Source organism: Aeromonas sp. MR19 (genome assembly GCF_963899305.1).
Classification (GTDB): Bacteria; Pseudomonadota; Gammaproteobacteria; order Enterobacterales; family Aeromonadaceae; genus Aeromonas; species Aeromonas bestiarum.
Map to the genome: position 1 here is coordinate 138,049 of NZ_CAWQWZ010000032.1, position 21,154 is coordinate 159,202.

General features: G+C 63.1%; 20 protein-coding genes. 12 read left to right on the forward strand and 8 right to left on the reverse strand.

The features are described 5' to 3' along the window. Positions 1-9 precede the first annotated feature (9 nt). Positions 10-1,482 carry an alkaline phosphatase D family protein gene (locus AACQ95_RS15055; RefSeq protein ID WP_241278930.1) on the forward strand — a complete coding sequence of 491 codons (1,473 nt, stop codon included), beginning with the start codon at positions 10-12 and terminating at the stop codon, positions 1,480-1,482. A 74-nt stretch (positions 1,483-1,556) separates the two neighbouring features. Here the strand turns inward: AACQ95_RS15055 and AACQ95_RS15060 are convergent, their stop codons facing one another. The 6 genes from AACQ95_RS15060 to AACQ95_RS15085 form a co-directional block, all read right to left on the reverse strand. Further along, on the reverse strand, positions 1,557-2,348 hold the full coding sequence (locus AACQ95_RS15060) for a hypothetical protein (protein ID WP_241278931.1): 792 nt from the start codon (positions 2,346-2,348) through the stop codon (positions 1,557-1,559). Then, positions 2,345-3,661 carry a sphingomyelin phosphodiesterase gene (locus AACQ95_RS15065; RefSeq protein ID WP_241278932.1) on the reverse strand — a complete coding sequence of 439 codons (1,317 nt, stop codon included), beginning with the start codon at positions 3,659-3,661 and terminating at the stop codon, positions 2,345-2,347. The genes AACQ95_RS15060 and AACQ95_RS15065 overlap by 4 nt, the downstream gene beginning before the upstream one ends. 216 nt (positions 3,662-3,877) lie before the next feature. Further along, positions 3,878-5,437 (reverse strand): methyl-accepting chemotaxis protein, encoded by a 1,560-nt coding sequence (locus AACQ95_RS15070; protein WP_241278933.1) that lies wholly within the window; start codon positions 5,435-5,437, stop codon positions 3,878-3,880. A 226-nt stretch (positions 5,438-5,663) separates the two neighbouring features. Beyond that, positions 5,664-6,494 carry a CPBP family intramembrane glutamic endopeptidase gene (locus AACQ95_RS15075; RefSeq protein ID WP_241278934.1) on the reverse strand — a complete coding sequence of 277 codons (831 nt, stop codon included), beginning with the start codon at positions 6,492-6,494 and terminating at the stop codon, positions 5,664-5,666. A 207-nt stretch (positions 6,495-6,701) separates the two neighbouring features. Then, on the reverse strand, positions 6,702-7,001 hold the full coding sequence (locus AACQ95_RS15080) for a hypothetical protein (protein WP_005313598.1): 300 nt from the start codon (positions 6,999-7,001) through the stop codon (positions 6,702-6,704). Positions 7,002-7,051: 50 nt separating this feature from the next. Then, entirely contained in the window at positions 7,052-7,426 is a 375-nt protein-coding gene (locus tag AACQ95_RS15085) for a YacL family protein (protein ID WP_043140571.1), read from the reverse strand. A gap of 208 nt (positions 7,427-7,634) precedes the next feature. Between AACQ95_RS15085 and AACQ95_RS15090 the strand changes: the two genes are divergently transcribed. From AACQ95_RS15090 to AACQ95_RS15120, 7 genes are all read left to right on the forward strand, one after another. Beyond that, entirely contained in the window at positions 7,635-8,750 is a 1,116-nt protein-coding gene (locus AACQ95_RS15090; RefSeq protein ID WP_241278935.1) for a sugar diacid recognition domain-containing protein, read from the forward strand. Between the two features lie 119 nt (positions 8,751-8,869). Continuing rightward, positions 8,870-10,132, forward strand: a complete 1,263-nt coding sequence (locus tag AACQ95_RS15095) for a GntP family permease (RefSeq protein ID WP_043557498.1) — start codon at positions 8,870-8,872, stop codon at positions 10,130-10,132. A gap of 9 nt (positions 10,133-10,141) precedes the next feature. After that, on the forward strand, positions 10,142-11,275 hold the full coding sequence (locus tag AACQ95_RS15100) for a glycerate kinase (protein ID WP_241278936.1): 1,134 nt from the start codon (positions 10,142-10,144) through the stop codon (positions 11,273-11,275). A 212-nt stretch (positions 11,276-11,487) separates the two neighbouring features. After that, on the forward strand, positions 11,488-12,051 hold the full coding sequence (locus AACQ95_RS15105) for an NnrU family protein (protein WP_241278937.1): 564 nt from the start codon (positions 11,488-11,490) through the stop codon (positions 12,049-12,051). Between the two features lie 65 nt (positions 12,052-12,116). Beyond that, on the forward strand, positions 12,117-12,650 hold the full coding sequence (locus AACQ95_RS15110; RefSeq protein ID WP_098980798.1) for a glutathione peroxidase: 534 nt from the start codon (positions 12,117-12,119) through the stop codon (positions 12,648-12,650). A gap of 82 nt (positions 12,651-12,732) precedes the next feature. Beyond that, positions 12,733-13,668: a LysR family transcriptional regulator gene (locus tag AACQ95_RS15115; RefSeq protein WP_181003630.1), complete on the forward strand. Its 936-nt coding sequence runs from the start codon at positions 12,733-12,735 to the stop codon at positions 13,666-13,668. 182 nt (positions 13,669-13,850) lie between these two features. Then, on the forward strand, positions 13,851-15,047 hold the full coding sequence (locus AACQ95_RS15120) for a NupC/NupG family nucleoside CNT transporter (RefSeq protein ID WP_042869087.1): 1,197 nt from the start codon (positions 13,851-13,853) through the stop codon (positions 15,045-15,047). Between the two features lie 534 nt (positions 15,048-15,581). On the opposite strand, the gene AACQ95_RS15125 is transcribed toward AACQ95_RS15120, so the two are convergent. Further along, positions 15,582-16,076, reverse strand: a complete 495-nt coding sequence (locus AACQ95_RS15125) for a methylated-DNA--[protein]-cysteine S-methyltransferase (RefSeq protein WP_241278938.1) — start codon at positions 16,074-16,076, stop codon at positions 15,582-15,584. A gap of 43 nt (positions 16,077-16,119) precedes the next feature. After that, on the reverse strand, positions 16,120-16,536 hold the full coding sequence (gene arfB, locus AACQ95_RS15130; protein WP_042038790.1) for an alternative ribosome rescue aminoacyl-tRNA hydrolase ArfB: 417 nt from the start codon (positions 16,534-16,536) through the stop codon (positions 16,120-16,122). A 201-nt stretch (positions 16,537-16,737) separates the two neighbouring features. On the opposite strand from arfB, the gene glnK reads away from it, so the two are divergent. The 4 genes from glnK to AACQ95_RS15150 all read left to right on the forward strand — a co-directional run bounded on the left by glnK (position 16,738) and on the right by AACQ95_RS15150 (position 21,109). Then, on the forward strand, positions 16,738-17,076 hold the full coding sequence (gene glnK / locus AACQ95_RS15135; protein ID WP_042869091.1) for a P-II family nitrogen regulator: 339 nt from the start codon (positions 16,738-16,740) through the stop codon (positions 17,074-17,076). Between the two features lie 251 nt (positions 17,077-17,327). Continuing rightward, the gene (locus AACQ95_RS15140) at positions 17,328-18,335 is read left to right on the forward strand and encodes a Fe(3+) ABC transporter substrate-binding protein (protein WP_241278939.1); all 1,008 of its coding nucleotides are present in this window, start codon (positions 17,328-17,330) and stop codon (positions 18,333-18,335) included. A 39-nt stretch (positions 18,336-18,374) separates the two neighbouring features. Further along, entirely contained in the window at positions 18,375-20,000 is a 1,626-nt protein-coding gene (locus AACQ95_RS15145; protein ID WP_241278940.1) for an ABC transporter permease, read from the forward strand. Positions 20,001-20,074: 74 nt separating this feature from the next. Then, positions 20,075-21,109: an ABC transporter ATP-binding protein gene (locus AACQ95_RS15150; RefSeq protein WP_241278941.1), complete on the forward strand. Its 1,035-nt coding sequence runs from the start codon at positions 20,075-20,077 to the stop codon at positions 21,107-21,109. Positions 21,110-21,154: the final 45 nt, after the last annotated feature.

A 21,154-nucleotide genomic window follows, 5' to 3' on the forward strand; every position in this document is an offset into this window, starting at 1 on the left:
GGATAGGCAATGGCGAGTCTGGTAATGGGGCCCCTGCTGGGGCTCGAAGCTGAGACGCAATACAGCATCTGTTTTCTGGCGGGGCCCGGCTGCAAGGGCGCCAGCATCAGGATCAACGGCACCTTGCTGCCTGCTGGCAAGCAGGCGGATACCCCAAAGGGCGGCTTCTGGCGGGCCAGCTGGACGGCCAACCCGGCCGCCGGGGGAGCGACTGTGGAGTACCAGATCCTGCTGGACGGGGAGCCCGCCCGGGATCTGACCGGGGACGACCACTGGCAGTTTCATCTGCCGGGGTCGGCGGAGCAGGTGCGCATCGGTTATGCCTCCTGCAACGGTTTTTCCGACTTCAAGCTGCTCACCTCCACGCCTCAGCCCTATGTGATGTGGGATCGGCTTGCTGCCGAGCATGCCGTGCATCCCTTCTCGCTGCTGCTGATGGGGGGTGATCAGGTCTATGCCGACTCCCTCTGGACCACAGTGCCCAGCCTCAAGGCCTGGAACGAGCTGGACAGGACCGAGAAGGTCAAGCGCAAGGCGACCCGCACCATGGAGGAGCAGCTCGATCGCTTCTACTGCGATCTCTACTGCAAGCAGTGGGGACGGCCCGAGGTGGCGCGCCTGCTGTCCCGGGTGCCAAGCGCCATGATGTGGGATGACCACGACATCTTCGATGGCTGGGGCAGCTATCCCGAGGATCTGCAGGGCTGCGATGTCTATCGGGTCATCTATGCCGCCGCGTCCCGCTATTTCCGGCTGTTCCAGCTGCGCAGCGGCGCCAATGCCTCCCTGCTGGACCCGGTCAACTTGGCCCACCACTCCTGGCTGCTCAGTTTTCGGGGCTACCGGATCCTGGCGCTGGACAACCGGGCGAACCGCACCCCGGCCCAGGTGATGAGCCAGTCCCAGTGGGATCAGGTCAACGGCGCGCTGGCCGGCTGCGACGCGGGCCACCTGCTGGTGATGGCGGGCGTGCCCGTGGTTTATCGGGACTTCTCCTTCACCGAGGCGGCGCTGGATGCCACCCCCTGGGAGGAGGAGCTGACCGACGATCTCAAGGATCACTGGCGGGCCAAGGCCCATCAGGGGGAGCGGGCCCGGCTCATCATGCGGCTGCTGGACAACGCCCGAGTACGGCGCCAGCACAAGACCCTGATCCTCTCCGGCGACGTGCACGTGGGCTGCCTTGGCGTCATTCAGGACAAGCGTGAAGGGGTCACCAATGTGCACCAGCTGGTCTCCTCCGGCATAGTCCATCCCTGTCCCACCCAGTTCCAGTGGATGGGGATCCTCGCCATGACCAACGACAATCCCGAGTACCTCGACGAGAACCGCGCGATCCGCGCCGAGCTGATCAAGCCGTTCGGCGCCCCCGTCTACCTGCGCACCCGCAACTTTGCCACCCTTCTGATGGGCAGCGACAACAAGCTGTGGGCCAACTGGCATTGCGAGAACGGGCTGGCCGCCAGCTACCCGCTGGCCTGAAGGGCTGGCAAACGCAAAGGGCCCTGGCGGGCCCTTTTTCTTTTCAACGTCAGGCTCCCCGGGCCGTCTCCCGCTCAGGGCTTGCCCTGTGCCTGGGCGAAGAAGTCGCGCCTAAACTGGCCGAGCACCTCCTCCCTGTGCTGCTGCCAGCGTTCGGGATCCATGTTCCCCTGACTGGCCGCCAGCTGCTGCTCCAGCTCGGCCAATTGCTGCTGGTAGTGGCCGCGCTGATCCAGCTGCTGCTGGCGGGTGGCGGCAAAGGCCAGGCTGGCCTCGGCCCGATCGGCAGGCAGGAAGTGGCGGGCCAATGTCTCCAGCTCCTCGTCCCCCCACAGCTGGCGCGCCTGCTGCAGGCGGGCGTCCGGGTTGAACAGATCCGCCGCCAGATCCGGATGATCCGCTGCCCACTCATCCTGCAGCCGGGTCAGGGCGGCCAGCCGCTCCGCCAGGGTCAGCTGCTCACCCTCGCTGGCCAGCTGTGCCAGCGCCTCGGCATAGCGCCCCTGCAACCGGGTCAGGCTCTCCCCCTCGCTCATCCACTGCGACTCCAGCTCACTCAGGTTGGCGAGGCGCTCGGCGAGCGGCTGCTCGCTGTCGCCTACCTCGCTGGCGAGCAGCTGGCTCATCTCCTGCGGCATCTCCCGCCAGCTGGGGTGCGGAGCTGTGGGCTGGCTCCCGCTGGCAGCAGGGGTGAGCCGGGTCATGAGGGCCGTCATAGGGGGGGCTGGCGCCTGCTGTGGCTGACGTACCCCGCGCAGGCTGGCCTGTGCGTCGGCCGGCGTCTGCGGTGGTTCATATTGCCAGCCGAGGTTGAGCAGCAAGAGTGAGAGGACCGCCAGGGCTAGGATCCCGTAGCGGCGCTTCATCGGCTGATCTCTCCCTTGACCGGGAAGTGATCGGAGAGGTTGCTGGCGGGCCAGAGGCTGCCATCGCTGCTGCGCGGGATCCAGACGCTGTTGAGATTGTGGCTGGCGGCGCCGTACTCCCGGCTCACCACCAGATAGTCCAGGTACTCGACGTTGGCACCACCGGAAAGGGGCCCGCCGGCATAGGGGTTGAGCCTGGGGTCGAAGGTGGCCTCTGTGTAGCCGCCATAGGCGGGCTCATGGGCATTGAGGTTGCTCAGCATGTTGGCGTAGTCGTCGGCAAACTTGCGCTTGTTGACGTTGAAGTCACCGCCGTAGATGACGGTGTCACCGGTCGGGATCTTGAGGCTGGCGGCCAGGGTGCGCATCTGGCCGAACTGGATCTGGCGCAGCCGTCTCGCCTCGTCGGTGTCGAAGCTGGCGGTGTGGGTGGCGAACAGGTGCCAGGCTTTGCCCCCCTTGATCACCTCGGCGTACATGACCCCCTTGTCGGCGAAGCAGTCGGTGCCTGTGCACTGGGGATAGACCAGCTGGGCCTCGCGCACGATTGGGTAGCGGCTGACGATCACCACGCCGCCGTCGTGGATGTTGACCCCCGGCTTGTCGAGCACCTTGGTCTGATAGGGATACTCTTTGGCCAGCGCCTGCAGGAAGCCCTCGCGGCGGCCGTCGAACACCTCCTGCAGCAACAGGGCGTCATAGCCCTTGAGGTGCTCGGGCAGCAAGGCCAGCCGTTCGCCTATGCTGGCGGCGATCACCGGCAGGGCCCAGACGTTGTAGCTGGCGACCTTGAGCTTGCTTTCCGCCGGTTCTGGCTGCTCCCGCTTTTGTGGCGGCGTGAGCATATAGTGCAGATCGTCGTAACGGCCGGTGAACTTGGCGGCGAAGGCCAGCTCCTGCGGCCCCTGGGTACGATGCAGGGCGCGATCGCTCTGCCAGCCCGAGCTGGCGATCGGGGTGTCGCCACCGTGCTGCAATGTGGTGTTCCACCAGGTGCCCTCCATCAGCTGGTTGAGGCGATAGGTGTCGCCCCCGGCCGTGGTGACCCGGGTTTCAAACAGATAGCTTTTGCCCGCCTTCACCCCCTCGTAGCGGTTGAAGCTGAGCACCATGGCGCTCTCCCAGGGACCCAGCTCAGTCCTGTGCTGGATCCACTGGCTGCCCGCCTGCAGCTGGCCGGAGCCGCTCTGGCGGATCTCCAGCAGCAAGGGCTCGGGGCCGTTGTTGGTGAGGTAGACATCGGTATCGGCCAGCGCCTGCAACGGAAACTGGCTGGCCAGCAGCAGGGCGGCATAACTGAGAGGCTTGTGCATCATTAAGTCCTTTTGGTTGAGGCACGATGGAAAGTGACTGTTATGGCGGGCACAGAGGTCATTTCATTTACATTTTTGTTACAAATAAATGAAAGGCCCCATATGGGGAGAGGGGGCATTGAGGGGAGGGATCTGTGCCCTGCCCACGTGGAGGGCAGAGCAGGCTCGGCAATCAGGGGCGCGCGTGCCGGCCGGCATGCGCGCCCCTGTGACGGGTCAGTGGCGGAACTGGTTGATCAGGCGGGAGAGGGCGTGCAGCCGCTCCACCAGCAGCGTGATGCCGTCCAGGGCCTGTCTGCTGTTGTCGGCTGTGTGGCTGGCCAGCTGGTGGATCTGGTGGATGCCATGATCCAGGGTGCTGGTGACATCCGCCTGCTGGCTGACGGCCTGGGCTATCTCGTCGCTGGTGTGGGTGACCTGAGCCAGCATGCGGTTGATCTGATTGAGCACCTCGGCTGTGGTGCTCACATGCTGCTGGCAGCGCTCCGAGGTCTGGGCCCCCTGGGTCATGCCATCGGCCAGCTGGCGGGTGGTCTGCTGCAGCGCCTGGATCATCTCGTTGATCTCGCCGGTGGAGCTGCGGGTCTTCTGGGCCAGCGCCCGTATCTCGTCGGCCACCACAGCAAAGCCGCGCCCCTGCTCACCGGCCCGCGCCGCCTCGATGGCCGCATTGAGGGAGAGCAGGTTGGTCTGATCGGCGATCTGGCTGATCACCGCCAGGATCCCGCTGATCTTCTGGCTGTCGCCGGTCAGCTGCGCCAGTACCCTATGGTTGGCGTCAAGCTCCTGATGGAGCTGGTTGACCGATGCCTGGGTGGTCGTCAGCGCCTGCAGCCCCTCGGCCGACACCTGCTGCACCTCGCCCACCAGGGCATTGGCCTGATGGGCGTTGCTCGCCACGTCGCGAATGGAGTGGCTCAGTTGTGTGATGGCGGCGGCCAGCTGCTCGCTCTGGGCCCGCTGCTGTTGCAGATGGATGTCTATGGTCTGGATATTGCCCCTGTCATCCTCGGCGGCCTGCAGTATCTGCTGGTTGGTGTCGGCGCTGCGCCCCACCACCGCCTTGAGCTCGGCCCGCTTCATGCGCAGGGCCAGCTCGAGAGCAGCCAGGGTATCCCGCCGTTTGGTGTAGAGCACCTGACAGAGCGGGGTGCCCATCTCCTCGCCGGCCGTGACGGCCAGCCGGTTGAGCCGCTGTTGCAGCCGCCCGCCGTGGATCATCTGGGCCAGCAGCGCCGCCGCGCCGGGTGCTCCCCACAGGGGGTTGCCGGTGGCGAGGGCCGCCAGCAGGGCGAGCAGGGCCGTGCCGGAGAGGAGCAGGGTGAGCTGGCCCGGCTCCAGGGTGAGCCGGCTGAGCCAGGGCAGCGCCTTGCCCGCCCGGATGCGGGCGTAGAGCTGCTCAGCCCAGGCGATGTCCTGCTCGCTCGGGCGGGTACGCACCGACTGGTACTCTATGATCTGCCGCTGTTCGTTGAGAATGGGGGTGACGTAGGCGTTGACCCAGTAAAACTTGCCGCTCTTGGCGCGGTTCTTTACCAGTCCCATCCAGCTCTTGCCCTCTCGCAGTCGTTGCCACATGTCGGCAAAGGCGGCCTTGGGCATGTCGGGGTGACGCACCAGATTGTGGGGGACCCCCTCCATCTCGTCGGCGTTGTAACCGGCCACCTCGCAGAAGTGCTGGTTGGCATAGGTGATGTGGCTGGCGGGATCCGTGGTTGAGATCAGTGATAGATGGTCGGGGAAGCGTATCTCCCCCTCCCGTTGGGTTGTTGTCATGTGAGCATCCTGAGTGAGCCAAGTAACTGATAGTTTTGTTTTTATTTTTTGTGATGGTTACCGGCCCATTTTATGGGGCAAAGATGACGCTAACTTGGCTTGGGTCAATTAATCGACACGCGGGCCTGGCAAAAAAGTACAAATAGAAAGTCTATATCGAACGGACAGGCCGCAGGCAGGGGGCAGAGGAGGGGAAACAAGGGCGCCCCGGGCGGGGCGCCCGGGATCAGCGGCTGGCCAGGGGGTAGGTAAACAGGGCCAGATGGGCGAAGTTGAACAGGAAGTGGATCGCGATGGCGACGCTCAGGCGACCACTGAACTGGAACGCCAGGCCGTAGCAGGCGCCCGCCAGGGCGGCAAACAGCATCAGCAGCGGGCCGCCGGCCAGGTGGGCGGCGCCGAACAGCAGGCTGGCCACCAGGATGCCGAGCCAGAGCCGGCTGCGGGCGGCCACCCCCTGCTGGATGAAGCCGCGAAACAGCGCCTCTTCCGCCACGCAGGTGAACAGCAGGTTGTTGAGGGCAAACAGCCACCACCAGTGGGGCAGGCCAGCTTCGGGCTTGAGCGCCCCCAGCTGCCAGGCGGTGATCAGCAGGGCCGCCAGCGGCAACAGCAGCAGGGCCAGCGCTCGCCAGCGGATCGCACCGCCCTGGCCGAGCAAGGCGGGCCAGGCCAGCAGCAGGCCGAAGAAGACCAGCGGCTTGTCCAGATTGAGGTACATGTTGAAGGGCACGCTGGCGGGGCCGGCCTGCACCTGATCCAGCACCTTCAGATTGCTGAAGCCGGGGATGAGGTGCAGCATCAACGCTATGGCCCACAGCAGCATCAGGGTCAGGGCGGCGCCACGCCAGGGCTGGGGCAGGCTGGGGGTGCGCCAGGCCAGCAACAGGCCCGCCAGCGTGATCAGCAGGGCGAATGGGCTGAGATGGTCGAGGTAGAGGGCGGCCAGCAGGGCGACCCCCAGCAGGATCAGGCCGGGCAGGCGTTGCCGGGCCAGACAGAGCAAGACGGCCAGCGCCAGTGCTCCCCAGATGAGCGAATCAGGTAGAGGTAACATTGAGTCTCCAAGGCCGATAAAAGTCCCGCACCTTAACAAGTCGTCACATCATGACACAAGGCTTAATAGGCTGGTCGGATCCCTGCAAGGGCGAGTCCGCGGCGGGGCGCAGCCATGAAAAAGCCGGAGCTTGGGCTCCGGCTTTTCTGATACGGCATTGCCAGGTATGGGGCGTTTTCGCGGCCCGCCCCGGCAATCACCCGGGATTTATCGACCGGATTCGGCGATGACGCGAGCTATGATGTCGGCACGCTTGGTGGCTTCCAGCTCGCCCAGGGCGATGAGGCCGGCCTTGAAGATGACGTTCTTCGGCAGGCTGACGTCGTCCAGAGTGGTGATGGCTTCGACGTGCAGGCCGTTCAGACGGCTGGCATCGCGCGGGCTCAGGTTGACCTGAGTGTTCATCACCTGCTTGCCTTTCTTCTTGGCAGGCACGGCCTGTTTGGTCTGGTCCTGCTCGTCTTCCGGCTGTTCTGGTTGTTCGCCGTCAAAATCGTAAATAGACATAGTCAATCCTGTTGGGTTGCAAGGGGCATGCTCGCCCGAAATGTGGGTATTCAGCCCATATCCTCGTTGCGGATAAAGGCGCGCCAGGAGCCGAGCACCTGGGCAAAGTCTTCCAGTCCGCACATGGCCAGCTGCTCATCATCGTAGTAGGCGAGATCGTCGAGATCCTCATCCAGTTCGATATTGAGGACGTTGGCCTTCACTTCGGCCTCCTCAGGGGTGAGCAGCAGTGAATAGTCACCGCCGTGCAGCAGGTATTCAGTGCGGGTGCGATTGGACAGCTGGTCGATGATGGAGAAGAGCTCGTCGAGCTTCTCCTCATCCTTGCCAACTTCATCGATCAACCACTGACCGATGGCCTCATGGCCCATGGAGAACCGGGCGCGATAGCCACCGAACGGGTCGCGGCGAAATTCATAGTCCATAGCGGAGTCCATATCGGAAGGATGAAGCCACCACGCCACACAGCGGCATAACGCCAGATCCATGATCCATGGTGGGGCACACATAGCGTAAAGTGGCCTATTCTAGCGATCCCCCCCGCGCTTGTCTTGATGATGTGGGATCTTTGCGCGTCGGCCCGTGCGATTGTCGGCCCCCAGGCGTCATGCCAGCTTGTTGTCCGGAGATGTTATGCAGCTAAACGATACCCTGGCCCGTCAGATTGTCAGTCGGGCGATGAAGATATTGTCGTTCTCGGTCAACGTGATGGATGAACACGGTTTGATCATCGCCTCCGGCAATCCCGAGCGCCTGCATCAGCGCCACGAAGGGGCCGTGCTGGCGCTGACCGAGAACCGGGTGGTGGAGATAAGCGAGGCGACCGCCCGGCAGCTCAAGGGGGTGCGTCCCGGCATCAACCTGCCCATCGCCTATCAGGGGGAACTGCTCGGGGTCATCGGCATCTCGGGCGATCCGGACATCGTTCGTGCTTACGCCGAGCTGGTGCGCATGACGGCCGAGCTCATTCTGGAGCAGGCGGCGCTCACCGAGCAGTTGCAGTGGGACAAGCGCCACAAGGAGGAGCTGGTGCTGCAGCTCATTCGCGGCGAGGGGCGGGTCGATCAGCTGCAGCAGGCGGCCCGTTTCCTCGAGCTGGATCTGGACCAGCCTCGGGTGGTGGCCGTGCTGGCGTTGGAGGAGGCGGATCCGGCCCGCCTGCGGGAGCTGGTGCATCTGCTGGAAAATCCGGAGCGGGACAATCTGGTGGCCATCAATGGCCTCGACGAGATAGTGGTGCTCAAACCGGCCCAACTGAGCGAGGGCGTCTGGCAATCGGAGCAGGAGCGCAGCCGCATCAAGCAGTTGCTGGCCCGCATTCCCCACTTCAAGGTGCGGATCGGGGTGGGTGATTACTTCGGCGGCATAGACGGGCTGGCACGCTCCTACCAGACGGCGCGGGATACCTTGCGCCGGGGCATGCGGCAGGCGCCGCGCAAGCAGGTCTACTTCTTCGAGGATTACCGGCTGCCTGTGCTGCTCGGCAGTCTGGCGGACTCCTGGCAGGCGGATCAGCTGCGGGCCCCCTTGCTCAAGCTGGCGCAGGAGGACAGAAAGGGAACGCTGCAAAAGACGCTACGCCAATATTTCTTGCAGGATTGTGATCTGCATCCCTGTGCCGAAGCCCTGTTCATCCACCCCAATACACTGCGCTACCGGCTGACCCGGATCGAGCAGATAACCGGGTTGAATTTCAACAAGTTAGATGACAAGTTCCTGCTCTACCTCGGGCTCAATCTCGATAGCTGATTTGTTGTAATGAACAAGAAGTATCTCTTTAAAGAGACCTTATTTGGCTTTTCAGCCAAAGCATTCCGATCCCGGATCACCATAATGGCCACCACTCACTCATTTGAAAGGTGCCCGTCATGATCCCTGTATCCGCGCTCGGCGCTCTCGCCGCGCTCTCCATCGCCATCTTCCTCATCCTGAAGAAGGTGCCGCCTGCCTACGGCATGATAGTCGGCGCCCTGGCCGGTGGCCTGATCGGCGGGGCCGATCTGACCCAGACGGTCGCCCTGATGATAGGTGGCGCCCAGGGGATCACCACGGCGGTGATGCGGATCCTGGCGGCCGGTGTGCTGGCGGGCGTGCTGATCGAATCGGGCGCGGCCACCACAATCGCCGAGACCATAGTCAAGAAGCTGGGCGAGACCCGCGCCCTGCTGGCGCTGGCGCTGGCCACCCTGATCCTGACCGCGGTCGGCGTCTTCGTGGACGTGGCCGTCATCACGGTCGCCCCCATAGCGCTGGCCATAGCGCGCCGTGCCGACCTCTCCAAGGCGGCCATACTGCTGGCCATGATAGGTGGCGGCAAGGCGGGCAACGTCATGTCCCCCAACCCGAACGCCATAGCCGCGGCCGATGCCTTCCACCTGCCGCTCACCTCCGTCATGGCGGCGGGTATCATTCCCGGCCTGTTCGGGCTGGTGATGGCCTACTGGCTGGCCAAACGGCTGAACAACAAGGGCAGCAAGGTCGCCGCCGACGAGGTGGTGAGCTTCAGTGGCAGCAAGCTGCCCGGCTTTGCCGCCGCCATCAGTGCCCCCTTGGTCGCCATACTGCTGCTGGCCCTGCGTCCGCTGGCCGGTATCGTCGTGGATCCACTCATCGCCCTGCCCCTCGGCGGCCTGGTCGGCGCCCTTATGATGGGCAAGTTCAGCAAGGTGAACCAGTTTGCGGTCTCGGGCCTGGCCCGCATGGCGCCGGTGGCCATCATGTTGCTGGGTACAGGTACCCTGGCGGGCATCATAGCCAACTCGGGTCTGAAGGATGTGCTGATCAGCGGCCTGACCGCCTCAGGTCTGCCCTCCTACCTGCTGGCCCCCATCTCGGGCGCCCTGATGTCGCTGGCGACCGCCTCGACCACGGCCGGGACTGTAGTGGCTTCCAACGTGTTCAGCTCCACCCTGATCGAGCTCGGCATCAGCAGCCTGGCGGGAGCCGCCATGATCCATGCCGGTGCTACCGTGTTTGACCACATGCCCCACGGCTCCTTCTTCCATGCCACCGGTGGCAGCGTCCACATGGGCGTGGGGGAGCGCCTCAAGCTCATCCCTTATGAAACTGCCGTCGGCCTGACCATAGCAGCCGTCTCCACCCTGATGTTTGGCGTGTTTGGTCTCGCCTGAGGAATTGATATGAAAATTGTTATCGCACCGGATTCATTCAAGGAGAGCCTGAGCGCCATGGCGGTGGCCGATGCCATCGAGGCGGGTTTCAAGCAGGTGTTGCCAGATGCCACCTACATCAAGCTGCCCATGGCCGATGGCGGCGAGGGCACTGTGCAATCCCTGGTGGATGCCACGGGTGGCAGCATACTGCCGTTTTATGTGACAGCGCCGCTCGGCAACCAGGTGCAGGGCTTCGTCGGCCTGCTGGGGGATGGCGAACGCGCCGTCATCGAGATGGCGGCGGCCTCCGGCCTGCACCTTGTCCCCCCCGAGCTGCGCAATCCGCTGCACACCTCCAGCGTCGGCACAGGTGAGCTGATCCTGGCGGCCCTCGACATGGGGGTGAAGCACCTGATCCTCGGCATAGGCGGCAGCGCCACCAACGATGGCGGTGCCGGCATGATACAGGCGCTCGGCGGCAAACTGCTCAAAAGCGATGGCACCCCCATAGCGCCGGGCGGCGCCGGGCTGGCGGAGCTGGCCACCATAGATCTGAGTGGGCTGGACTCCCGGTTGGCCAGGACCACCATAGAGGTGGCCTGTGACGTGGACAATCCGCTGTGCGGCCCGACAGGCGCCTCCGCCGTATTTGGCCCGCAGAAGGGGGCCAACGCAGAGATGGTGGCCCAGCTGGATGCCAACCTCTCCCACTACGCCGATTGCATCGAGCACGCACTCGGTTGCCAGGTGAAGGCGATCCCGGGTGCCGGCGCCGCCGGTGGCATGGGCGCGGCCCTGGTGGGCCTGCTCGGTGCCGAGCTGAAACCCGGCATCCAGATCGTCATAGCGGCGTTGAAACTGGCCGAGGCGGTGGCCGATGCGGATCTCGTCATCACGGGAGAGGGGCGCATCGACAGCCAGACCATTTACGGCAAGACGCCAATCGGTGTCGCACGCTGTGCCAAGCAGTTCGGCAAGCCGGTGATAGGTATTTCGGGCTGCCTCACCGACGATTACGGTGTGGTGCATGAGCACGGACTGGATGCGGTGTTCGCCGTGGTCAACCGCGCCATGTCGCTGCCGGAGGCGCTGGCCACCGCCACCACCAACCTGCAGCTCACGGCCCGCAACGTGGCCGCGCTCTATATGCTGCGACGCTGACCCTCTTCTGGCTGGTGCCAGGCACCGGCCAAACCCTGCCCCGTGTCGCGGTGATGACCGGCATCCTCTGCCGGTCTGCCCGAAACACCTTGCCGATCTGTCGATCGGCTTTTTTCATTATCCTGCTGTATCCCCACCACTTTTCTGCGGTTTCTGTGTTCCGGTTGCGCACTTTGCGGCATAGTGATCCCCCATAGTACAAGGAGCAACCCATGATCTTGCTGACCCTGGGGGTACTGCTGTTTACCCTTATTCACCTCTACCCCTGCTTCGCCGCTGCCCACAGGGACCGCCTGCGCGACCGGCTGGGGGAGAATCGTTACAAGGGGCTCTTCTCGCTGCTGGTATTTGTCGCCATCGGCTTCATTCTTGCCGGCTGGCGCAGTGCCAGCCTCATGCCGCTCTACTTGCTGCCCGCCTGGGGCCCGACCCTGATGATGGCCGCCATGCCGATCGCGCTGATCCTGTTCTTCTCCGGCCAAGGGCCCAATCACCTGCGGCGCTGGCTGGTGCATCCCCAGCTGCTCGGCACCCTGATCTGGGCCGGCGCCCATCTGGCGGTCAACAGCGAGGCCCGCTCCCTGGTGCTGTTCGGTGGCATAGGTCTATGGGCGCTGATCAGCATCATCTGGATTTCGGTGCGTGACTGGCAGCGCCATCCCCGTCCCGCAGCGAACTGGGTTGGCACAGGGATAAGCGTGGGGGCCGGGCTCGCGGTCACGGCGCTGCTGATCTTCTGGGGCCATGGCTGGCTGACCGGCATACCGCTGCGCTGAGGCAGGGTTGAACCGACTGCGCCGTTTGTGCGTATGACGCTCATCTGTTCAAAAGGAGTTGCCCGATGAAATGGTTCACTTTGTTATTGCTGCTCGGTGCGGGAGCCGTATCTGCCGCCTGTCCCGACTACTTCAATGTGGAGATGCGAGAGCTCAACAACACCCAGCGCCACAACCTCTGCCAGCTGACCGAGGGCAAGGTGGTACTGGTGGTCAATACCGCCTCCTATTGCGGCTATCGCGGCCAGTTTCGGGATCTGGAGCAGCTCTATCAGACCTACAAGGACAAGGGATTGATAGTGCTGGGCTTTCCGTCCAACGACTTCTGGCAGGAGGCGGGGGATGAGGGCAAGACAGCCGCCGTCTGTCGCCGTGACTACGGGGTGACCTTCCCCATGTTCAACCGGCTGGCGGTGCGCGGTGACGATGCCAGCCCGCTCTACAAGGGGCTGGCCGCGGCGGCGGGCGAGGCGCCGGGCTGGAACTTCCACAAGTACCTGATCGGGCGCGACGGCAAGCTGGTCGCGAGTTATGGTGCGAACCAGAATCCGGCCGACGATCCCCTGCAAAAAGAGGTCAAACGGGCGCTCGGTCTTTAGGCCTACCCCGCTGCGGGCGGCTCTGGAATAATGGAGGCCCGCTTTCCTATCTGGTAATCCCGTGCTGCAACGTCTGCCCCAAATGGTGATCTTCGATGCCCTGGTCCGTGAACAGGGCATATCGGCGGCCGCGCGACGGCTCGGCGTCTCCAAGTCCCACATCAGCAAGCAGCTGGCCCAGCTCGAGACCGAGCTCGGTGCCCAGCTGGTGCAGCGCACCACTCGCCGCTTCTCCCTGACCGAACTCGGCCAGGAGTATGCCCGTCACTGCCGCGCCCTGGTGGCGGTGGCGCTGGAGGCGGACTCCATGGTCGCGGAGCGCCGTGGCAAGGTAAGCGGCATCCTGCATCTGGGGGTCGGTCAGTCATTTGGCAGGTTGCACGTGATCCCGCGCCTCAAGGCGTTTCAGGATCGCTACCCAGAGCTGGAGCTGGAAGTCTCCCTGTTCGATCACAGAACCAACCTGGTGGATGAGGGGCTGGATCTCTGGATCACCACCTATGAAGACAAGCCAGAGGCGCTGGTGGGGCAGCGGCTGGCGGACATTCACTTCGTGCTGGTGGCCTCGCCGGACTATCTGCTGAGCCACGGCACCCCGCTGCACCCCAAAGATCTGGCCCAGCACAACTGCATTACCTACCAGAGTCGGGAGCGGCGCTACCACGAGTGGTCGTTTCGCCAGGGCAAGGAGCGCCAGACGGTGCAGGTGGCCGGCAACTACCGGGTGGATCTGGCGGAGGCGGTGCGCGATGCCGCCCTGGCCGGGCTCGGCATCGCCTATGTCGCCAACTACTTGCTGGACAAGGAGTTGCAGTCCGGCCAGTTGATCCCCCTGCTGCCCCAGTGGCGGCCGAACCAGAAGATGGCGGTGCACGCCGTCTACGCCAGGCGCGAACATCTGGATCCCAAGATCCGGCTGTTCATCGATTTCCTCAAGGAGAGCTTCGGTCCCAATCCCTATTGGGAACAGCGGCTGGCCCCCTGGCTCGGCGGCAAATTGTCCGGCACAGAGGAATAATCGTTTCCATATAAGAACACTGGCTTTCGCGTGATACCAAAATTGAACCAAATCAGCGGGTTGGCGCAACCGGTATCGTGCAAACGTTTTTGCTAACAGGGCTGTAACCAAGCGGACTTGCAGTGGCGGAGCATGGAGCGCAGAATCCGCGCCCATCTTTTGCCCCACCTGATGGAATCCCTATGATAGCCCTGCTCGGCATACTGAGTATCCTGGCCCTGGCCGTGCTCTGCTCTGATAATCGTCGTCGTATCCCGTTGCGAACAGTGGGTCTTGCCCTCTGCTTGCAAGTTCTCTTCGCCGGCCTGGTGCTCTGGCTGCCTGCCGGTCAGCACGTGCTGAACGGGGTCAGCGAGAGCGTCAGCAGTGTGATCGGTTACGGTCAGGAGGGGATCGCCTTCCTGTTCGGCGATCTGGCCAAGTTCAAGCTGGGCTTCATCTTTGCGTTCAACGTGCTGCCGGTCATCATCTTCTTCTCCGCGGTGATCGCCATCCTCTACCACATAGGCCTGATGCCGCGGGTCATAGCCCTACTGGGCGGCGGCCTGCAGAAGCTGCTGGGTACCGGCCGTGCCGAGAGCCTCTCCGCCACCGCCAACATCTTCGTCGGCATGGTGGAGGCGCCGCTGGTGGTCAAACCCTATCTCTCCAAGATGTCCGACTCCCAGTTCTTTGCGGTGATGAGCTGCGGCCTCGCCTCCGTGGCCGGCGGTACCCTGGTGGGCTACGCCAGCATCGGGGTCGAGCTGAAATACCTGATAGCGGCTGCCTTCATGTCGGCCCCGGCCGGTCTGGCGATGGCCAAGATCCTGGTACCGCCCGGAATCGGCGAGGTGGATCACCATCAGGACGTGGAGATCCCCCGTGCGACCAATGTGATCGAAGCGGCGGCCGACGGTGCCATGGCTGGCCTCAACATAGCGGTCGCGGTCGGTGCGACTCTGCTGGCCTTCGTCGGGGTGATCGCCATGCTCAACGGCCTGCTGGGCTGGGCCGGTGATCTGGTGGGGCTGGAGCTGAGCTTCCAGATCATCCTGGGCTGGCTGTTCGCCCCCGTCTCCTGGCTGATCGGCGTGCCCTGGGATCAGGCCCAGGCCGCTGGCGCCCTGATAGGGACCAAGATAGTCATCAATGAATTCGTCGCCTTCATCGCCCTGGTGCAGGATCAGACCCTGAACGAATCGAGCAAGGCCATAGTCACCTTCGCCCTGTGCGGTTTCGCCAACATCTCTTCCATGGCGATCCTCATCGGTGGTCTGGGTGCCATGGTGCCGGAGCGCAAGTCCTTCATCGCCCGTTACGGCATGCGCGCCATACTGGCGGGTGTGCTGGCGAACCTGATGAGTGCCTCGCTGGCGGGGCTCTTCCTCGCACTCTGATTGACCCTGAAGTTAGCACCTTCCGGTCAGAGCCCGCTTCGGCGGGCTTTTTTGTGGCCGCGTTCGGGCAAAAAAAAGCGCCTCAGAGGAGGCGCGGGGAAAAAAGACAGATTGGAAGCGTCACATGGGTGCCACTTGAATGAGGGATGAGCCATGCCATCCAAGTGTGAAGCCATGATGCCTGACCCTGTCTGAAGCCCTTCTGAGGCGATTCTTCATACTGTGTTCATTTTGCTAAACGCGAAACGGGGCCAATCCAGTGGCTGAAGCCCACGTTTTACAGGGATGCCGCTGTTATCAGGGAGTCAATTCAAATGAACCGACGGTCTGCTGCTCCAGTGCCAGCAGCCAGTGTTTTACAGGGATGCCGCTGTTGTCAGGGAGTCAATTCAAATAAACCGGTGGTCTACTGCTCCAGCGCCAACAGCCAGAGTTTTACAGGGATGCCGCTGTTATCAGGGAGTCAATTCAAATGAACCGGCAGTCTGTTGTTCCGGAGCCGGCAGCCAGTGTTTTACAGGGATGCCGCTGTTATCAGGGAGTCAATTCAAATGAACCGGCAGTCTGCTGCTCCAGTGCCAGCAACCAGCGTTTGATGGGTATGCCGCCGGCATAACCGGTCAGCTCGCCACTGCGCCCTATTACCCTGTGGCAGGGCACTATGATGCTGAGGGGGTTGCGGCCATTGGCGGCGCCCACCGCCCGCACCGCCTTGTGGTTGCCGATGGACTGGGCTATTTCGAGATAGCTGACGGTCTCGCCGTAGGGAATGTCGCACAGGGCGCGCCATACCGATTGCTGGAACGGGGTGCCTTTGGCGGCGAGCGGCAGCTCGAAGCGCTGCAGCCGGCCGGCGAAATAGGCGGCGAACTGCTCGACATAGGGCGCCAGCGCCAGATCATCCTGACGCCACTGCTGGGTCGGTATTATGGGGCGCTCACCCTGCATGAACTCCACGTGGCGCAGGCCATCCTTATCGATGGCGATGAGCAGGGGGCCGTGGGCGCTGTCGCAAAAACTGTATCTCATCTTCTCTCATCCTTGGCGTGGGCAAGTCGTAAGGCTGGCGATATTACTCCAGCACGGGTTTGCCGCGGGCCGACTTGATGTCGCCCTTGCGCTTCTTGGCGTCGACCCGCTTGCGCTGGGAGCTGCGGGTCGGCTTGGTGGCATGACGGGCCTTGGGGCGCCAGGCGGCCTTCTTCAGCAGCTCCACCAGGCGGCTCATGGCCTCCTTGCGGTTCATGTCCTGGCTGCGATGGGTCTCGACGCGGATCTGGATAAAGCCGTCGTGTACCCGGCTGTCGCTCAGCTTGTCGAGTCCCTCCTTGTAGAGATCCGGCAGGCTGGGGGAGCTGCGGTAATCGAAGCGCAACCAGACGGCGGAGTCGGTCTTGTTGACGTGCTGGCCGCCGGCACCCTGAGCCCGCATGGCTTGAAACTGCAGCTCATGCCAGGGCAGGGTCACGCTGTTGGAGATGACTAACATACTGCTGTGCTCTTGTTTGGTGCATCAGGAGAGGCTGGTTCAGCTTGGTGCCTCATTATGGGGCGAGATGCGCTCCCTTGGTGATGTTGGGGGGTATCTATCCCGGACACAAGCACTATCCTTTTGAAATTAAACAATAAAAATACTTGGCACAAGAATTGATTCCCAATTCATGACATACCATGGATTGGGAGCAACCAGATGAAGCTGATTACTGCGATTATCAAACCCTTCAAGTTGGACGATGTGCGCGAAGCCGTCGCCAACCTGGGGGTCGAGGGTCTGACTGTGTCCGAGGTCAAAGGGTTTGGCCGCCAGAAGGGGCACACCGAATTATACCGGGGAGCCGAGTACCAGGTCGACTTCTTACCCAAGGTGAAGCTGGAAATAGCGACGGCCGATGACAACGTCGAAGGTGTGATAGAGGCGATCTGCAAGGCGGCCTACACCGGCAAGATCGGTGACGGCAAGATCTTCGTCTACGACCTGCTGCAGGCGGTGCGCATTCGCACCGGCGAGAGCGACGACGAGGCGCTCTGATCCCTCGCGCCTGATGCCGGTTCGAGCAAGGGCACTCTGTTGCGGCTTGGCCGGATCGGGCAGATTGCCGAGGTGAAGTCGCGGATGGACTCCATGGTGGGGCTGGATAGGATTCTATCCGGCCCTTTTGTTTGCACGGCGTTTAAATATGTGATCCCGCACTCGATGTTTTCTTGATCCCGCTGTCGCGGCCAATGCAAAATACAAACAGCAATGGTTATCACTCGATATAGCAACTCAAGGAATGGATGATGAAAATGAAGATGCTGGCTCTGGTTTTCTCGACTCTGGCTGCTCAGGGAGCGTTGGCGGCAGGGGAGGTGAACGTCTACTCCAACCGGCAGGATGAGCTGATCAAGCCCATCATCCAGCAGTTCGAGAAGGAATCGGGTATCAAGGTCAACGTGGTGTTCGCCAAAGAGGGGTTGAACGAGCGTCTGGAGCGGGAAGGCAAGCTCTCCCCGGCCGATCTCATGCTGACCGTCGACATCAGCCGGTTGACCGATCTGGTGGACAAGGATCTGGTGCAGCCGGTGGACAGCAAGATACTGCAGGAGAATATCCCTTCCATCTATCGCGATCCGGACAACAAGTGGTTTGCCCTGACCACCCGGGTGCGCGCCATCTATTCGAGCAAGGATCGCCTCGGCAAGCTCGACACCATCAGCTATGAAGATCTGGTGAAGCCTGAATTCAAAGGGAAAATTTGTACCCGCAGCGGCAAGCACGAGTACAATGTGGCGCTGGTTTCCTCCATGATCGCCCATCACGGCATGGCGGATGCCAAGACCTGGCTGGAAGGGGTCAAGGCCAACCTGGCGCGCAAACCGCAGGGCAACGACCGGGATCAGGTCAAGGCGATCAAGGATGGCATCTGTGACCTGTCGCTCGGCAACAGCTACTATCTGGGCGCCATGCTGAAAGATCCGGCGCAGAAGTCCTGGGCCGATGCGGTCTACATCAACTTCCCGAACCAGGCCGACCGCGGTGCCCACGTCAACGTGAGCGGCGTGGCCATGACCAGGTACGCCAAGAACAAGGATGAAGCCCGCAAGCTGATGGAGTTTCTGGCTGGCGACACGGCCCAGCACATGTATGCGGACGTGAATGCCGAGTATCCGGTCAAGGCCGGGGTGGAGCCGTCCGCCATGGTCAAGTCCTGGGGCAGTTTCAAGTCTGACCCCATGCCGGTCAGCGATTATGCCAAGCACCGCAAAGACGCCTTGCAGCTGCTGGATGAAGTGAAATTCGACTTGTAATCAGATGGGGCCAAGGGCCCCATCAACTTCTGTGGTCTCATGAAAAATTGTGGATGGATTGTCGGCAGCTGGGCCACCGCCCTGCTGCTGGGTTTGCCGGTGCTCGCCCTGATCTTCTCCGCCTTCTCGGCAGAGGAAGACCTGTTTCGCCACCTCGCCGATACAGTGCTGCTCGACTACCTCGGCAATACGCTGGGGCTGGTGGCGGGTGTGGTGCTGCTCAGTCTGCTGTTCGGGGTGCCCACCGCCTGGCTGGTCGCCATGTGCCAGGTGCCGGGGCGCCGCGCCCTGCAGTGGGCGCTGATGCTGCCCATGGCCATGCCCTCCTATATCGTTGCCTACGTCTATACCGACCTGCTCGACTACTCGGGGCCGCTGCAGGCGGGACTGCGAGCCCTGTTTGAGTGGAGCAGACCGACGGATTACTGGTTCCCGGCCATTCGATCCCTCGGCGGCGCCGCCTGGGTGCTGGCGCTGGTGCTCTTCCCCTACGTCTATCTGCTGGCCCGCGCCTCGTTTCTGGAGCAGTCGGTCAGCCTGATCCACTCCAGCCGCTTGCTCGGCTGTACCCCCTGGCAGAGTTTTCGTCGCCTCAGCCTGCCGCTGGCACGTCCTGCCATCATGGTGGCCATCTCCCTGGTGGCGATGGAGACCCTGGCCGACTTCGCCACAGTCCACTTCTTTGCCATCAACACCCTGACCACGGCGGTCTACGACACCTGGCTCGGCTACGGCAGTCTGGCCACCGCCGCCAAGCTCTCCTGCCTGATGCTGCTGGCGGTGGTGCTGCTGATCGCCGTCGAGCGTCGCTCCCGTCGCCGGCAGCAGGTGTTCCAGAAATCCATGGGCCATGAGCCGCCGCTGCGCTACCCGCTCAAGGGGATGAGTCGTTGGCTGGCCGGTCTCTGGTGCTGGGGACTGGTACTGGCCGGTTTCGGCCTGCCGTTCGTCATCCTGCTGGACTACGGGGTGCGCTATTTCGAACTCTCCTGGACGCCGGAGTTTGTCCGCTTCGCCGGCAACAGTCTGCTCATCTCGACGCTGACCGCCCTGCTCGCCATGGGCATAGCCCTGCTGCTCGGCTTCTTCCGCCGCCTCGATGGCGGAGTCAGGAGCCTGTTGCCCCTGCGCATCTCTGCCATGGGGTACGCCATGCCGGGCACTGTGCTGGCCATCGGCGTGCTGGTGCCGCTGACGGCCCTCGATTTTGCCATCAACGATCTGGCCGAGTGGCTCGGCCGCCAGGGCCCCGGCCTGCTGCTGACCGGCACCATCACCGCCATCGTGTTCGGCTACCTGGTGCGCTTCGTGGCCATCGCCATCGGCTCGGTAGAGAGCAGCATGGGCAAGATCTCCCCCAGCCTCGACATGGCGGCCCGCTCCCTGGGGCAGGGGGATGGCGGCATGCTGCGGCGGGTTCATCTGCCGCTGGTGCGGCGCGGCCTGTTTGCCGGCGCCATGCTGGTGTTCATCGAATCCATGAAGGAGCTGCCCGCCGCCCTGCTGCTGCGGCCCTTCAACTTCGATACCCTGGCGACCCACGTCTATCAATTCGTCTCGGACGAGATGCTGGAGCGGGGGGCGCTCGGCGCCATCGTCATAGTGCTGGTGGGCTTGCTGCCGCTGATCTGGGTCAACCGCAGCCTGGACAGTCCGGGCCACTGAACGGGCAGATGAATCTCTGCAATCTTGTCCGGCCGCAGGTCGGTCCGAACCAAAAGAATATGAGGAAGCCAGCCGTGTCTTGCTTGCAGGTTGAAAATGTCAGTTGCCGTTATAACGGCCGCAATGTGCTGGAGCAGCTATCCCTGACGGTGGCTGACAACGAGATCGTCTGCCTGCTGGGGGCGAGCGGTTGCGGCAAGACCACGCTGCTCAAGGCCATCGCCGGTCTGCTGCCGCTGGCCGGGGGCGCTATTCGCCTTGGCGATACCCTGCTGGATGGGCCCGGTGGCTGCGTGCCCCCCGAGGCGCGCAACATCGGCATGATCTTTCAGGATTACGCCCTCTTTCCGCACCTGACGGTGGCCGACAACGTCGGCTTCGGCCTGACCCGGCTCGATCGCTGCGCTCGCCAACAGCAGGTGGATGAGGCGCTGACGCTGGTCAATCTGCAGGGGCTGGGGGCGCGCTATCCGCATGAGCTCTCCGGCGGCCAGCAGCAGAGGGTCGCCATCGCCCGCGCCCTGGTGTGCAAGCCGAAGTTGATGCTGCTGGACGAGCCTTTCTCCAACATAGATACCCAGGTGCGGATGAAGCTTATTCTCGAGATCCGCGCCCTGCTCAAGCAGCAGGGAATAGGCGCCATCTTCGTCAGCCACAGCAAGGAGGAGGCGTTCGCCTTCGCCGACCGGCTGGCGTTGTTTCGGGCGGGTCACATCGAGCAGGTGGGCCAGCCGGAGCAGCTCTATCGTCGCCCGCAGAACCGCTTCGTGGCGGAGTTTCTCGGCGGGGTCAACTACCTGGCGGCCGAGGTTGTGGACAGCCACTGCGTGCAGACGTCGCTGGGGGTGGTGTGCGGCACCGAGCCTCACGGCCGTGCCGTGGGCGAGTTGCTGCAATTGATGCTCAGACCCCAGCAGCTGTTGCTGGAGGCCGTCGACGGCGGTGAGCTGGCGGTGCTGGAGCAGCAGTTCCTCGGCCATCACTGCCGGGTGTTGTTCGAGTGTGGCGGCCAGCGGCTCGAGGCCAGCATTGGCGAGCCGCTTGGCGGGACGCGGGCCAGGGTCAACCTTGCCCCGCATGTGCTGGTGCTGTTTGATCCATTGCCGTGACAGACCTGATATCGTTGTGAAATCAAGGAACTGGATTCACTCTGG

What these genes read in the sequence shown, in the direction of transcription:
- AACQ95_RS15055 (WP_241278930.1), top strand. Translation starts at nt 10, where the DNA reads ATGGCGAGTCTGGTAATGGGGCCCCTGCTGGGGCTCGAAGCTGAGACG.
- AACQ95_RS15060 (WP_241278931.1), bottom strand. Translation starts at nt 2,348, where the DNA reads ATGAAGCGCCGCTACGGGATCCTAGCCCTGGCGGTCCTCTCACTCTTG.
- AACQ95_RS15065 (WP_241278932.1), bottom strand. Translation starts at nt 3,661, where the DNA reads ATGCACAAGCCTCTCAGTTATGCCGCCCTGCTGCTGGCCAGCCAGTTT.
- AACQ95_RS15070 (WP_241278933.1), bottom strand. Translation starts at nt 5,437, where the DNA reads ATGACAACAACCCAACGGGAGGGGGAGATACGCTTCCCCGACCATCTA.
- AACQ95_RS15075 (WP_241278934.1), bottom strand. Translation starts at nt 6,494, where the DNA reads ATGTTACCTCTACCTGATTCGCTCATCTGGGGAGCACTGGCGCTGGCC.
- AACQ95_RS15080 (WP_005313598.1), bottom strand. Translation starts at nt 7,001, where the DNA reads ATGTCTATTTACGATTTTGACGGCGAACAACCAGAACAGCCGGAAGAC.
- AACQ95_RS15085 (WP_043140571.1), bottom strand. Translation starts at nt 7,426, where the DNA reads ATGGACTATGAATTTCGCCGCGACCCGTTCGGTGGCTATCGCGCCCGG.
- AACQ95_RS15090 (WP_241278935.1), top strand. Translation starts at nt 7,635, where the DNA reads ATGCAGCTAAACGATACCCTGGCCCGTCAGATTGTCAGTCGGGCGATG.
- AACQ95_RS15095 (WP_043557498.1), top strand. Translation starts at nt 8,870, where the DNA reads ATGATCCCTGTATCCGCGCTCGGCGCTCTCGCCGCGCTCTCCATCGCC.
- AACQ95_RS15100 (WP_241278936.1), top strand. Translation starts at nt 10,142, where the DNA reads ATGAAAATTGTTATCGCACCGGATTCATTCAAGGAGAGCCTGAGCGCC.
- AACQ95_RS15105 (WP_241278937.1), top strand. Translation starts at nt 11,488, where the DNA reads ATGATCTTGCTGACCCTGGGGGTACTGCTGTTTACCCTTATTCACCTC.
- AACQ95_RS15110 (WP_098980798.1), top strand. Translation starts at nt 12,117, where the DNA reads ATGAAATGGTTCACTTTGTTATTGCTGCTCGGTGCGGGAGCCGTATCT.
- AACQ95_RS15115 (WP_181003630.1), top strand. Translation starts at nt 12,733, where the DNA reads ATGGTGATCTTCGATGCCCTGGTCCGTGAACAGGGCATATCGGCGGCC.
- AACQ95_RS15120 (WP_042869087.1), top strand. Translation starts at nt 13,851, where the DNA reads ATGATAGCCCTGCTCGGCATACTGAGTATCCTGGCCCTGGCCGTGCTC.
- AACQ95_RS15125 (WP_241278938.1), bottom strand. Translation starts at nt 16,076, where the DNA reads ATGAGATACAGTTTTTGCGACAGCGCCCACGGCCCCCTGCTCATCGCC.
- arfB (WP_042038790.1), bottom strand. Translation starts at nt 16,536, where the DNA reads ATGTTAGTCATCTCCAACAGCGTGACCCTGCCCTGGCATGAGCTGCAG.
- glnK (WP_042869091.1), top strand. Translation starts at nt 16,738, where the DNA reads ATGAAGCTGATTACTGCGATTATCAAACCCTTCAAGTTGGACGATGTG.
- AACQ95_RS15140 (WP_241278939.1), top strand. Translation starts at nt 17,328, where the DNA reads ATGAAAATGAAGATGCTGGCTCTGGTTTTCTCGACTCTGGCTGCTCAG.
- AACQ95_RS15145 (WP_241278940.1), top strand. Translation starts at nt 18,375, where the DNA reads ATGAAAAATTGTGGATGGATTGTCGGCAGCTGGGCCACCGCCCTGCTG.